At 41.9% G+C, this 14,427-nt stretch carries 14 protein-coding genes; all 14 read right to left on the reverse strand.

Going from position 1 to position 14,427, the window contains the following annotated elements; all coding sequences use genetic code 11:
• Positions 1 to 47: 47 nt before the first annotated feature.
• Positions 48 to 746, reverse strand: a complete 699-nt coding sequence (locus C805_RS0107050) for a cyclophilin-like fold protein (protein ID WP_016216684.1) — start codon at positions 744 to 746, stop codon at positions 48 to 50.
• A 34-nt stretch (positions 747 to 780) separates the two neighbouring features.
• Complete coding sequence (locus tag C805_RS24150) at positions 781 to 1,389, reverse strand: LysE family translocator (protein WP_016216685.1); 609 nt, start codon at positions 1,387 to 1,389, stop codon at positions 781 to 783.
• Positions 1,386 to 2,249, reverse strand: a complete 864-nt coding sequence (locus C805_RS24155) for a DUF3737 family protein (protein WP_016216686.1) — start codon at positions 2,247 to 2,249, stop codon at positions 1,386 to 1,388. Before C805_RS24155 ends, C805_RS24150 begins: the two co-directional genes overlap by 4 nt.
• Before the next feature lie 167 nt (positions 2,250 to 2,416).
• A complete protein-coding gene (locus C805_RS24160) occupies positions 2,417 to 3,019 on the reverse strand; it encodes a sugar O-acetyltransferase (RefSeq protein WP_016216687.1) in 603 nt (200 codons plus the stop codon).
• 201 nt (positions 3,020 to 3,220) lie between these two features.
• A complete protein-coding gene (locus C805_RS24165; protein WP_016216688.1) occupies positions 3,221 to 3,820 on the reverse strand; it encodes a hypothetical protein in 600 nt (199 codons plus the stop codon).
• Positions 3,821 to 3,835: 15 nt separating this feature from the next.
• Entirely contained in the window at positions 3,836 to 6,259 is a 2,424-nt protein-coding gene (locus tag C805_RS24170) for a glycoside hydrolase family 3 C-terminal domain-containing protein (protein WP_016216689.1), read from the reverse strand.
• Positions 6,260 to 6,339: 80 nt separating this feature from the next.
• Positions 6,340 to 9,390, reverse strand: coding sequence for a glycoside hydrolase family 3 N-terminal domain-containing protein (locus C805_RS24175; RefSeq protein ID WP_016216690.1), 3,051 nt, complete (start codon positions 9,388 to 9,390; stop codon positions 6,340 to 6,342).
• A 175-nt stretch (positions 9,391 to 9,565) separates the two neighbouring features.
• Positions 9,566 to 10,765: an ATP-binding protein gene (locus C805_RS24180; RefSeq protein WP_242832730.1), complete on the reverse strand. Its 1,200-nt coding sequence runs from the start codon at positions 10,763 to 10,765 to the stop codon at positions 9,566 to 9,568.
• Positions 10,766 to 10,889: 124 nt separating this feature from the next.
• Positions 10,890 to 11,597: a LytR/AlgR family response regulator transcription factor gene (locus C805_RS24185; protein WP_016216692.1), complete on the reverse strand. Its 708-nt coding sequence runs from the start codon at positions 11,595 to 11,597 to the stop codon at positions 10,890 to 10,892.
• A gap of 91 nt (positions 11,598 to 11,688) precedes the next feature.
• Positions 11,689 to 11,832 carry an alpha/beta fold hydrolase gene (locus tag C805_RS27665; RefSeq protein ID WP_371197685.1) on the reverse strand — a complete coding sequence of 48 codons (144 nt, stop codon included), beginning with the start codon at positions 11,830 to 11,832 and terminating at the stop codon, positions 11,689 to 11,691.
• A 141-nt stretch (positions 11,833 to 11,973) separates the two neighbouring features.
• On the reverse strand, positions 11,974 to 12,222 hold the full coding sequence (locus tag C805_RS24190) for a hypothetical protein (RefSeq protein WP_016216693.1): 249 nt from the start codon (positions 12,220 to 12,222) through the stop codon (positions 11,974 to 11,976).
• A gap of 24 nt (positions 12,223 to 12,246) precedes the next feature.
• Positions 12,247 to 13,134, reverse strand: a complete 888-nt coding sequence (dapA, locus tag C805_RS24195) for a 4-hydroxy-tetrahydrodipicolinate synthase (protein WP_016216694.1) — start codon at positions 13,132 to 13,134, stop codon at positions 12,247 to 12,249.
• Positions 13,107 to 13,691 (reverse strand): serine O-acetyltransferase, encoded by a 585-nt coding sequence (gene cysE / locus C805_RS24200; RefSeq protein ID WP_016216695.1) that lies wholly within the window; start codon positions 13,689 to 13,691, stop codon positions 13,107 to 13,109. The genes dapA and cysE overlap by 28 nt, the downstream gene beginning before the upstream one ends.
• A 19-nt stretch (positions 13,692 to 13,710) precedes the next feature.
• The gene (locus tag C805_RS24205; protein WP_016216696.1) at positions 13,711 to 14,385 is read right to left on the reverse strand and encodes a cyclophilin-like fold protein; all 675 of its coding nucleotides are present in this window, start codon (positions 14,383 to 14,385) and stop codon (positions 13,711 to 13,713) included.
• Between the last annotated feature and the right edge of the window lie 42 nt (positions 14,386 to 14,427).

A 14,427-nucleotide genomic window follows, 5' to 3' on the forward strand; every position in this document is an offset into this window, starting at 1 on the left:
CCCCGCTGCCTGCAGCGTGCATTTGACTGCCAAAGGTCATGTGGACCTTACTCCAGCGAGAATGTCACCGTCACATCCCCGCTTCCAAGGGCTTCCTCCCAACCGGTCAGATCATCCACATGCCCCAGTCTTGTATAGCTCCACGAATTGGAGCCATAAAATATAACAATCTGGTTTCCATTATATAAGACAATATCTCCTGCATGGGTTGTGGTCTGACTGTTGCTGGCAGGAAGGCTTGTTCCCAAAGAACCTACCTTTTCAAAGCCGGAATAATCACTCATCTGAATGCTCACCGGATTTTCCCGCATCATTTCCACAAACGAAGCTACTGCCTCATTTTCTTCTAATGTGGCTGAAAATACTGCATCGCCAACCTGTACCTTCATATTCATTACAGCCTCCTCTGCTCCATTTTGGATATCTGCTTCTGTGCCAACCGTTTCACTCATTTCCATTTCCGGTACAGTTTCCCCATCCTCCGTATCTGCTGCTGATTCTGTCATGTTTTCTGACTCATTGGAAATGGTGTCTGGCTGCATTCCCTCCGCCTTAGTTTCCGTGGAATCCATAGCCTCGGATTGAACATCTGCATTCTCTGATTCTTCAGAAAGATCAGACAGAGGTGCCCCTTCTTCCAAGGGAGATTCTGCCTGGTCAACAGGCATCTGTGCCTGTATATTTCCACATGCTGCCATCGAAAATATAACTATCACCATGCACAGCAAAGCCCAAAATTTTTTCATGGTCTGTCTGCTCCTCTTTTTCTATGTTATCGTTTCATATGGGGAGTGCCTTTATAAAGACAAGGACTCCGAACAGGCTTAGAACTGCCCCGAAAATCCGGTTCACCCTCTGAAAACTGTTTTTTCTCTTCTTTTTTCTGGCCAGGGAAACTGCAGCAGTAAGTCCTCCCCACCAGAGATAGGTTCCAAGGAACACTCCCAGAACTACCAGCCAGCCATTCCCTTTTGTGCTGCCTCCTGCAATGCCGAACCAGGAGAAGGCAAACAGAAAGGTCAGGATTGCTGCCGGATTTGTGATTCCTACTGCAAATGATGTCAGAAACATCCTCCATCTTCCCGATACTTCTGGAACCTCCGTCTCTTCTCCTTTTCGGAAGAACAGGCGGATTCCCAGATACAGCACGATGGCTCCGCCCACCAGATGAATAACCGTCTGATGTTCCAGAAGGAAATCGGAAACTATGGTCAGTCCAAAAGCCCCGATTCCTGCATAAATGCAGTCTGCCACAGAGGAACCCATTCCCGTAAGGAGGCCGGCCTTTATCCCGTGTTCCCAGGTTCTCTGCACGGTCATGGCTCCTACTGCCCCCACCGGTACACCAAAGAGCAATCCAATCAGAATCCCTTTCAAAAGCAGGCTCATACTGCCTCCTTTAGTTCTCTTCTGCAAATGATCCTTGTCTTTTCCGGATCTACCTTATCTTTTTCAATAATCAGCTCATCAATGCTGTCTGCCTGGATTACCCCACCGGAAGGGTTCATCACGCTGTCAATCTTCCCGGTAACTTCTGCATCCACTGTAGAATATTCAAAAGCAAGGGTAGTATTCAGAAGCTTGCAGTTCTTCATTACCAGGTTATCAATGTAGCACATCCCCTGCAGGCTCTCGATGGTGCAGTTTATAAGTGTCAGGTTCTTTGCATTCCAGCCCAGGTATTCACCGGAGATAAAGGAATCATACACCGTCACATTCTCCGTGTTCCAGAAAGCATCCTTTGAAAGCATACGGGCATTGTGGATTTCCATATTCTTTACCCCGTCAAAGGAGTAGTTGCCCACCAGCCGGAAGTCCCTAAGCACCATATTCCGGCTGTTCATGGCGAAATAGTCGCCTTTTGCCGTCACATGGTCAAGCTCCACATCCTCGCAGTTCCAGAGCGTTTCAGCCGCATTGGGAAGGTTTACATTCTTCAGGTTTACACCCCGGCAGCGGCGGAAATTTTTGGGCGCTTCAATCACCGCATCTTCCACAGTGATATGATCCGTATACCATACCCCTGCACGGGCCATTTCAAACCATGTACAATTTCTGGCTGTGATATTCTTTGCATACCAAAAAGGATATTTCCATTTGAACATACAACCCTCCAGTTCAATATCATGGCTCTCCTTCAGCGGTGACTCCCCATCTGCAAAGATACTGTCATTAATCTTAAGATCTGCTCCCTGAAACAATGCTCTTTCTCCTGTCAAATACTCCTGTCTGATTTCTTTTTCTTGCATGAGTGTTCCTCCTGTGATTTTCTAATTATTTGTTTTTTTCAATACAATACTTTTTATTCTTGCCGTTCTTTCCTTTGGCTTGCAATAAGAATACCGGATGCAGATAACATACCGCTAACAAAAAAATAAACAATTTCTAAATGAATTCTTGCTGATTTCTCAACTCATCAGAAACTTTTATAAGACAATCCCACTTCCTGATTTGCTGGTATCTGTTTTATCATTTTTGCGGGAACGCCGCCAACAATTACGCCAGACGGAATATCCTTTGTCACCACTGCCCCAGCCGCTATAATGGCGCCATCACCAACCGTTACCCCCTGCAGTACCGTTGCATGGGCACCAATCCATACATTTTTTCCAATATGAATCGGTTTGGGAATCAGTTCCCCGCGACGCTTTGGATCCTGCTCATGGTTCAAAGTTGCCAGGACAACCATTGGGCCAATGAATGTCCCATCGCCAATGTAAATCCCTCCCTGATCCTGAAACTGGCATCCCCCGTTAATAAAAATATGCTTTCCTATATGTATATTCTTTCCACAGTCTGTATAAAATGGCGGAAACAATCCAAAGCTCTCATCTATTTTTTGTCCTGTAAGAATTGAGAATAACTCACGTATTTCCTGCGGTTCATGATAGCCGCAATTGATCCGGGACGTTATTTTCATTGCCTCCTGGCTCAGCTTTCCCATATGCTGATGCACATCGGAGCCGCATACCACCTTTTTTCCAGAATTCATTTCTGTAATAAAACTCTCCGTATTCATACATTCCTCCTGCTTTCTTTCCAAACTTGTAACCGAAAAATCATTACGGCCAAACTTCTTTCTTCACAAGTTTAGTATAGATAGACAAAGCAAAAATATCAAATACTTATACTTAATCATTTTGTATAGAAAAAAACTATATACTTTCAATAATCTAAGGAGGCCCACGCAGAGCCTCCTTCCATATTTTCTTACATAGCGCTATTTTTCTTTCTGTACCTCTCCTTCCGGAAATATAATCTTAAATACAAAAAAGAAAATGACCATAGAAACACCACCAGTTATAAAAGTGACTAATATGTTATACACTGCCGGTGCTACATAAGCAGATGCAATCGGCATCCATAAATTATTGAATCCATTGCAGATTAGGGATATTATGATCCAGGCAATAAAATACCACATTGCCTGATACCACGGATTTCCATGACTTTTAAAAGTTATATTTCTTTGCAGCGGAAAATTAATACATTGTGCAACAAACGAACCCGTCTCATAACTGATAAAATATCCGAGTCCTCCTCCAATCATTATCGTCCCTGCCGTATCATAAAGAACATTGTATCCCAATAAACTCCATGTAAATTCTACACCCAGTATGTCAACTGGTACTTGCGGCCACATAAACTCTGTTCCTGCCAGCCCTTCTCCCAATATACCTGGCATGAATGTAAAAAATAAGTATTGTACAATTGTAACCCCCATGCTGAATACAAAGAAAAACGCAATCTGATAGAGCCATTTGGCGAGCTTTGGATGTTTCTTTTCAAAACCTGCCCATCTTTTTTTTAACTGATCCATCTTTCATCACCTTCTCTACTTTCCTTTCAACTTTTTCTCATAAGCTCTATTTAATCTGGAATTTGTAAAATATCCTGCCACAATCTGCTTAATGCCTTTAAAAAAATGTCCATTTACTACTTTCACCATTCCCCGTACCATGTCCATACTGACCGCACCGCCTGTCATTTTAGCAATTGCCCGAAATGGCATATTATAAATAAACAAAATGTTTAAATCCGGCTTACCTCGATCTTCACTTTTCTTCTTCATAGCAGTCAGCCGGTTATAAATCATTCTGGCTACCGGACTTTTTGCATAATACATCTGGCAGATTGCATCATTGATGTCCAAATCCCCAGACCACTTTCCACTTGCAGGAGAATATCCAAGCAAACAGGCAAACTCCCCATCCTCCACTTTCTGGATCAGCCCTGAATAATAAAGCGGCATTTGTTTTTTGCTGTATGGAAAATCGTCCGTCGTCCCATCCCTATGTATTGTCCCCACAAGCCGGATATCTGCAACACATGCACCAACCATAAGTTCATACTCTCCGCCTTCTATTTCCCATTGATTGGTTTTTACATTCCAATAGCGGAATGTTTTATCATCAAATGGAATGCTGATCCGTATACTTTCGCAGGCTCTTAGGAATACTTTCTTGAAGCCTTTTAATTCCTTTGCCGGACGAAATACCTTTCCATTTGGTAAACCCACATAAAGCTGCGCTACTTCTGCCCCATCTGCAGTGCCACTATTTGTAAGCGTAAATTTCACTTCCTTTTCGTTGATTTCCAAATCTGAATAGTCAAAAGTTGTATAAGAAAGCCCATAGCCAAACGGATATTGTACCCGTACTTTACTGGTGTCATAATATCTGTATCCCACAAAAATGCTTTCCCGATACTCGGAGTTTCTCTCCGTACTTGGATAATGACGGAATGCTGGTGTATCTTCATGCTTAACCGGATATGTCTCATTTAAACGTCCAGAAGGGTTTACTTTTCCGGTCAAAATATCCAGTATAGCCCCTGCGCCTGCCTGCCCATTCAAATACCCATGGAGAATTGCTTTCAAAGAGTAATGCCATGGCATCTCAACAGAAGATCCAGCGCTTATAATTCCCACCACGTTAGGATTCACCTGTACAATCGCTTCCAACAATTCAATCTGGTTCTGGGGAATACGCATATGGGTACGGTCTAAGCCTTCAGATTCACTGATTTCATCCAAACCGAAGAAATAGAGCACAACTTCAGCATTTATTACCAAATCAAGCGTCGCTTTCTTCATTGCCTCATCTTTTTCACCGCTGCGTCGATAGCCTTCGTTTACTCCTATCACCTGCAAATCATACTGATCAGCTACTTTTTCTATAGATTCTACAAAAGTAGGATTCACCATGGAAGAACCAGCTCCCTGATACCTTGGCCTTACTGCAAAATCTCCGACAATCGCGACTTTTGTTTTTGATCTAAGCGGAAGAATTTTATCTTCATTTTTAAGAAGCACTGCGCTTTCTAAAGCAGCCTTTCTCGCCAAATCGTGATGTGCTTTTTCATTAAAATACTTAGGCTTCCCTTCCATATTTTTATTCAACGTCAAGACGGCGTCTAACAATTCATCTACACATCGATCCAGTTCACCTACTGTAAGATTCCCCTCATCTATGGCCTTCAGCAGTTCCCTTGCGGAATCCAGTCCCGGAGCAGGCATTTCCAGGTTGGAACCTGCTGCTATGCCTTTCGCATGGTCATTCGATGCCCCCCAGTCTGTAACAACAAATCCATCAAATCCCCATTCTTTACGAAGGATATCATGGAGCAGATGTTTATTTTCATTGGCATAAACACCGTTGATTTCGTTGTAGCTTGTCATTATAGACCTGGCGTTTCCTTCTTTTACTGCAATCTCAAACCCCGTAAGGTATATTTCTCTTAATGTTCGCTCATCTATAACTGCATTCATCGCCATGCGGCGAAGCTCCTGGCTGTTAACTGCAAAATGTTTGGGGCAGGCATATATGCCCTGGCTCTGAATCCCTCTTATATAGGATGCCGCCATCTTTCCCGCCAGATAGGGGTCTTCTGAAAAATATTCAAAATTCCTTCCACAAAGAGGGCTTCTCTTTATATTTAATCCCGGCCCCAAAAGTACATTCACCCTTTGTGAAGCAGCTTCTTCACCTAATGCTCTTCCTATCTCTTCTCCCAATTCTTCATTCCAACTGTTGGCAATTGTTGCCGCCGTTGGAAAGCAGGTTGCCGGAAGAGAAGCGTTTAACCCCAAATGATCTCCTGTGCCAGCCTGTTTTCTGATTCCATGTGGTCCGTCAGATAAAAATATAGCAGGAATCCCAAGGCGTTCTACTTCCCTCGTCTGCCAAACCGTTTTACCGCTAAGAATAGCCGCTTTTTCTTCCAATGTCATTTGTGTAAGTAATTCCTGATGCTTCATATCTACTTCTCCATTCCAAATATGCTCCCTTTTGAAACTGGCCTTCCGTTCACCACAGAAGACCAGTCAATTCACATATACTAAATTTCTTCTTTTTCTACCGATACTTCTGAGCCATTTCTCTTTTTACGCCAGCGCAATACTACGATTGCCATGACTGCCGCACTAAGAATTATAATTCCTGCATCAATTCCAATAAACAATGCGTTCATTGGCGTAATCAACGGTTCGTCTCTTTCGATGGTATACGCGCCACTGTTCGCTACTGTAAACATAATATTTTTTGAAGAATTCCTAAGCGCCTGCACACAGGAAGCCGCTTCTGTATCTGTAATCTTGTTGGATTCATAAGAATTAAATCCAAGCATCAGGTCATTTCCATTTCGGATACTGTCATCCGTATTCTGATAACCATAAGAACCATCCCAGTCAGTAATTACCATTCCTTTGAATCCCCACTCATCACGAAGTACATTATTCAAAAGGTTTGCATTGGATCCGCAGTATCTGTCACCGATAAATACAAAGGAGGACATAACTGCCAGAGGCCTTGCCTGGTAATCAAAGTTCTTTACACAATCCTCAAATGGCTTGAGATAAATTTCACGGAGAGCCTGCTCTGTAGAGAATGTCTGGCAGATAGCGCTACGGTTCGTTTCCTGATCATTTACCACAAAATGTTTGATGTATGCATATACGCCATGGTCAGCACAGGCATTTACTATTTCAGAGGCAAGTTTACCTGACAGCATGCCATCTTCCGAATAGTATTCAAAATTACGCCCATTAAATGCATTACGGTGAATGTTCATTGCAGGACCATACCAGCCATAAATCTCACAGTCTGCATATTCCGCCCCTACCTTATCACCATATTCTGAAGCAAGTTCTTTACTCCACGTCTGTGCCAGCATAAGTGCAGTGGGAAATGATGTACCATATACTCCAGTTACCCAGTTGTTGACTCCAGATGGTCCATCGCTGTCCATGGTTGCAATCTTTCCTACAGACTCTACTGGGACAGTCTGGAACCCACCTAAATTTACAAGCTCCACCATTTCTTCAACCGTCATCTGATCCATCAGAAGCTCCCAGTCCGGATCATCATAATCCCTGCCTGTCATCTCCGCCAGCTCAAGTCCGTTATCTGCTCCTGTTGTTGGCATTTGAGCCTCCGGATCATCATATGCGGTTGGATCATAAAATGCTGTGGATTTTGCCTGTATATTCGCTCTGTTTTCTTCTTCCATTAAAAATTCTTCTTCTTTAGGTCCAGATACAGCTATTTCATAATTTGCAAATCCATTGGCACGGGATAGATATTCTACTCTTCCAGCTGAATAATCCTCAAACTGATTCGTTGCTATATTCTGGTCGCTTGCACGTCTCTCTGTGCTATAATCAATGTCTGTATCTACTGTAAAAGAATCTTCTGCAATCACTGTGTGTGAATCTGAACGAATGGAAATACCATACTCTCCTGATTCCAGAACATAACCGCCGTTTTCTGTCTTAATTCCACTGGAATCATAAGATGCCATATCCTCTTTCTCAATTACAAAAGATACTGTTTCCGATGCACCTGGCCCCAGAATCTGTGTTTTTGCAAAGTCAATCAAATTTACGGATGCTTTTTCAATCCCTCCATTGTTGTAGGGCGGTGTATAATATATTTCTACCACTTCTTTCCCTGCCACGTCACCTGTATTTGTAACCACAACATCGAAAGAAACCGTATCTCCATTGTCAGTAAAATTCTGCATTTCCTGGCTGAATGTTGTATAGCTCAATCCGTAACCAAAAGGATACTGCACGCTTTCTTCATAGTGAATCAGCCCTTCTTCTGCCGCAGTTTCATAAAATTTATATCCAAGATAGATATTTTCTGTATAATTCAGGAAACTCATTGCTCCCATATAAGCTGCGTCTGCCTCTGTAATTGCTTCATTCAAGTCATCCACATTCGTGTAGATAAATCCACCGCTATTATTGTAAGTTACACCTTCTGTCAAATCATAAACGTATGTATCCACTGTTTTTGCAGATGGATTTACTTCGCCATTTAAAATCCTTCCAAGACCAGACATACCATAAGCGCCGCTGCCTGGTGCGAGAATTACGGACTGGATAGAACTGTAATTTTCTACCCATCCAAGTTCCATGGTGTTATTGGCATTGATTACAACCACTACATTGCCAAACTCACCACATACCTTTTCAATCATAGCTTCCTCTGTATTAGACAGTTCCAAATAGGACTCTCCCGGATCAAAATCATCATATTCGTCACTGTTATTCTCATAAGCGGCTCCATAATATCCATAGTTTTCATTCCCATTTGCTACTTCATCACGAATATCATATGTACCATGGATGACCGCATTCATATCTCTGGGCAAATCCTGTCCTTCGCCTCCAGATCTGCTAAGCACAATCATAGCTGTATCAGAAAATTCCTTTGCCCGATTTATCACTTCGTTTGTATAGACATCTACAGTTGGCTCTGGAAGCGTCCAATCTGTATGAGAAATATTTCCCATTCCCGGCGTGTTTCTTGTATCACGGTAATCTGTATAAATTTTTGTCAACTCTTCATTTGTAGAAAACCCTGCATCTTCTAAAGACTGGATGATTCCTATTGCATTGGAATTATCCGATGATCCAGAGCCTGTACCTCCAAAAATCGGATTCGTAGAAGCCCACCCGAATACATTGATATTGCTGCCTTTTGCAAGAGGCAATGCGTTATTATCATTTTTTAACAGCACCATTCCTTCATCCCCGATTTTTTCAATCGCTTCACGGCTTTTGTCTGCAGATTCTTCTGTAACTCTTGCTGTGCTGTTTAATATAATGGACAAATTATTATACAGTGGTCCATAGCAGACTAAATTCGCCAAGAGTGTAATGACCAGCAATCCGGCAAGCCCTGATCCCCATCGCACAACATGACGTGTTCCTTTCTTGACAAACCAATGTGCTGCTACCATAACAACTGCTACTGCAACAATCGTTCCTACTATCCCATAAATATAACCACTGCAAGTATCTACATACTGCTGTACATCTGTAGGACTGACACCCATATTCTGAAAAATCGGTGTCAATACTTCAACCAACCAGTCTAACATTTTCTCTTCCTCCCTTTCTTCATTTTCTGTGTTCCCTGAATCGGTTTTACAATATCTGAATTATACTGCAAATATCCGCTATCTATTTTCAAATACGGTAATCGGTCATTTTTATACGATAATTGGTCGCTTTTCAAGAAAAAAAGAAGCACCCGAAGGCACTTCTTGTATAACATTATTTATAATTAGGCTGTGGTAATAAAATATCCAGAAAAAACCGGCCATTCTTTACATGCATCAGCAATTCTCCATCATACTTTTCTGTTATATACCGTATGCTCCTTACCCCAAATCCATGATTTCTTTTGTCTTCCTTGTCAGTCACAGGAAGTCCATCTTGAAACAGCGGTTCCCTGCTACACCGGTTTTCCAAATGAATTAAAATCATTTGTCCACGGCTTTTAATATGAAGGCTTATAATCCGCTCATCATCTTCTTCCTGCAACACTCGTTCCAGTGCATTGTCTAATGCATTGCCCATAAGTGCGTAAATATCTGCCGAGGTCATAAACACAATTGCTTCCCCATCTACCATACAGCTAAATTGCACCTGATACTCATTAAACAGCAATGTTTTTTCTCTCAGAACATAATCCAGTGCCTTGCACCCAGTATGGTAGGTCGCATCATAAATGGAGACCGCTTCCTGTACCTCCTGTAAATAGTCAGAGCGAGTTTTGGAATCTTCCATTTTTGCCAATGCACGGATCTGATGCTTGAGATCATGGCATTTGATGTTGATAATGTCAATGACCTCTTTTGCACTTTTTTGCTGTGAGTCAGATAGCTGAATCAACTGTTCCATTATTTCACGTTCCCGTTTCATACTGTTTTCTCTCAAAATGTAATATTCCATAATCAAAACAAAAGCGCTGCATAGGAAACTATATGCAGGACAAATCACTTCCCCCATTAACGTTCCTATATATTCACTCGGCTGTGACCAGCATATGCTCATTATGATTGCTGTCATCAATAATATCAGCGTCAAAAATATGATACGGACATCAACCATTTCCAGACTATCCTGATCCTTATTACCCTTTATAAGCAAAAAATATATTGTTACGGCTCCCACAATATAAAATAAATATCTGGTAATCAACAGATGAGCAAGGCTTCCATAAAGTATGTATTGATATCCCAGTACATATAAACTGATTCTGGAAAATGCAAAACACATGTGCTCTGTAGCATAACCGCCTGCAAGAATGAAAACCAGTTCCATAAGCTTAATGTCAAAACATCCCCATATCAATACGGAAGACATCAAAGCATATCCTAAATACAATAAAGCATACGGCAATATAGAATCCCCTGCAATCCTAATCACTAATATTTCCCATATAACCGCTAATAGCAAATAGATAACCATTCCTGTCACTATTCGGAAAGAAAAATGATTTCGTTTCGGCTTATTCAGCAAAAAAACCAGTTCGGAAATCAGAAGTTGAAAGGAAAATTGTATATAAGTGTTTTCCAATATCGTATAAATCATATTAAAATTCTCCTCCCATATATTTCATATACTTCTGTGAAAATTGCTTTTTTAATCTCCTTGACAGTGGAAGCTGCACATCACTTTCCACGGTTACAGAATCTTTCCCAATATGTATTACATATTCAAGATTAATAAGACATCCTGAAATACTCTCTTCAAAATACAGTTCTGCAAGTTTCTCTTTCATTGCCTTGATGCTCCCTCGTCCTTGAAAAGACCCCTGAACCGTATGAAAAATAAGATAATCCCCATCCTTTTCAATGTACAAAATATCTGAAGCTGAAAACCTCTGAATGCCATCTTTGTTATTCAGAAGTATATTATGTGTGCTGCGTTTCCTACAAAATTGATATGCCTTTTCTAACTTTGTAGCAAAATTATAGTATCTGACCGGCTTTACAATAAAATCAATTGCGTTCACCTCATAACCATGAATGGCATACTGCGCCATACTGGTAACAAAAATAATTCCCACAGCATCGTCTTTTGAACGTATCTCACGAGCCACTTCCAAACCATTACTCCCAAGCATTTCAATGTCCAGAAAAATCACATCATATTCCCCGTGATATGTCTCTAAAAAATCAAAACTGGCATAAAATACACAACATTGCAGTTTTATATTTTTCTCATTTTCAAATTTTTTAATATAGTCTGTCAACAATCCTGCATCTTCTTTTGAATCATCTACGATAGCAACCTTCATTTCAACACCTCACAAAGTAATCTCTTCTTCCAGCTCTTTTCCCTTCCTCTCGTCAATAATGCTTTTAGCCAGCGCTTATATCCCCTTTCTTTTAAAAGCCATGCCCGGCTTCGGATAAAATCTCAAACTTAACAGATGGATACAACTGAGCCGCTCTTTCCGAATAAGAAATCGGTACACCCCCGTCTTTATCACCATGAACCAGAAGCACCTTTTTATCATATTGGGGAATCACCTGATAACATCCCCATGCAAAATGTCCCTATCAAAATAAAACAGATTACCTTTCTCATAATTTTTCCTCTATCTCTGCATTTATTTCATACCAAAAACAAGAGCCAGCATCCCAAAAATCCATGTTGCCGACTCCTGCTGTTTACCTTTCATTACTGTAATCCTTAATGCAATATTGCTTCAATATTTCTATATTAGCTTCTGTTGTATTGGAAATCTTTAATTGTAGCGGTCTGGAAAGATCCATGCTGAGAATTCCCATAACAGATCTGGCCTCTACCTCATAATGTCCTGAGCATAAAGCAAATTTCCCTTTCATACTTATAATGGCAGATTCAAATTTTTTGATTATATCAAAACTACCCAGATAAATATTTAATGTTGTAGACATATGTTTCCTCCTTACTAACGCCTCTTATCCTAATATGCCATATGCTTTCATTGCCTGCTCCAGCTTTCTTTTATTTACTTCTTCCAACTCTGTAAGAGGCATTCTCGGTATACCTGCCGCAAATCCCATAAGATTCAGGGCGCTTTTTACCGGAATCGGATTCACTTCACAAAACAAAGCCTCAATCAGTTTCATAGATTGCAGCTGCAGCGCAGCACTCTCCGCTGTCTTTTCTTCAAAATACAGCTGGCAGATATCATGCGTCTGCCTGGGTATCACATTAGACAACACCGAAATAACGCCTTTCCCACCCAGCGAAAGAACAGGTACAATCTGATCGTCATTGCCGGAATATACATCCACTTCACCCTCTGCCAGAGCCAAAAGTTTTGCTGTTTGGGAAATGTCTCCTCCTGCATCTTTTACCCCTACAATATTTTCCACCTCACGGCACAGTCTGACTATCGTTTCCGGCTGAATATTGCATCCCGCCCTGCTTGGAATATTGTACAACAGTATCGGAATCTGAATAGCTTCAGCTACTGTTTTAAAATGCTGGTACAACCCATTCTGGGTTGCCTTATTATAGTAAGGAGAGACCAGCAGAACACCATCTGCTCCCGCTCTCTCTGCCTCCACAGAAAGTTTCACTGCTGTTTCAGTACAGTTCGATCCCGTTCCCGCAATCACCGGCACCCTTCCTGCCACAGTTCTGACACAATGCCGAATCAAATTCAGATGTTCTCCATGTGTGAGCGTAGATGCTTCCCCACTGGTGCCTGCCACAATAATGGCATCCGTTCCGTTCTGAATCTGAAACTCTGTCAGCTTGTCAAACTCTGTATAATTGATACCTCCGTCTTCACGAAACGGTGTTATAATCGCTACGCCGGCTCCCTTAAAAATCGACATGCTCCTTCCCCCTTCTGACTATGGTAAATTTTTGTTGACTGTCCTTCCTGTACAAGCCGTCCCTGAACGCCAACAACCGTGGCTCCAGCAGGAACCTCCTTCAGTACAACGGTTCCTGCCCCGATTTTGGCGCCTTCGCCTACAGTAAAGTTGCCCAGGATTTTAGCACCTGTGCCAATGACCACATTATCTTTGATTGTCGGATGGCGCTTCCCCTGCTCTTTTCCTATCCCGCCAAGGGTAACTCCATGATACATTGTGACGTTATCTCCAATCTCCGCAGTTTCCCCAATGACCACGCCATTGCCGTGATCTATAAAAAATCCTTTTCCGATCACTGCACCCGGATGAATTTCAATCCCGGTTTTTCTTGCTGTCCGCTGTGAAATCCATCTTGCAAGAAAAAAGTGTTTTCTCAGATACAGCTTATGAGCCAGTCGATAATACAAAACCGCCCTGAATCCGGGATACAGGATAATCTCCAGATTGCTTTTGATTGCAGGATCTCTTTCACGAATGACCTTTAATTCTGCTTTTAAATAAGAAATAATACCCATTCCTCACTCTGCTCTTCATTTACGGCTGTGAAATCTGGATAATCTTATTTCCCCATCCTTCCAGTACCGGATTTTCTTCCACTGCCGTTATAAATTCTTCTGTCGCCTCAAATGTGCCGATCTTTGTATATTCTGCTGAAATCTCTGCATCATGGTAAAATAATACGATGCGGTTCGGATCAGAATAAAATACGTCTCCTGCCTTTGCTTCTGTCACCGTTTCTGAATTGGAGGGAATCTCATACCTGCTGGGAATATCATAATACTGCAGCACGCTGTAGTCCGCATCTGCATCCCGTTCATAGATAGGAAGCCTCCAGTCAGAAGTTCCTACATACCTCGCAATAGCTGCGGCAGTCTCATTGTCTAAAAGCGTCATCATAAATGGCTCACCGCTATCCCCGAACCGGACTTCCAGCTGTGTACCTCCACTTTCCGTTGTCTGATCCCCGCCAGTCTGATTTTCTATATTCCCTGTATCTATACTATTTTCAGAAAAATCGCCTGTTCCGGTATTGCTTTCCGGTCTTTGTGCTTCCGTCCCCTCCTCTCCGATGGATACGGTGTCCCTTACACTTTCCGCATCTCTATTGCTCTGGCCGCACCCTGCCAAAAGTGAAGCAGAAAGCGCTATTGCTGCCATCAATCCCATTATCCTTTTTCCCATATTTGTTCTGTAGTTGTTGTTTTTCATTTTATTTTCATCCTTTCCTTATTCCTGCCTGTCTTCATTCCT

The sequence above is a fragment of the Eubacterium sp. 14-2 genome (genome assembly GCF_000403845.2).
Lineage (GTDB): Bacteria > Bacillota > Clostridia > Lachnospirales > Lachnospiraceae > Petralouisia.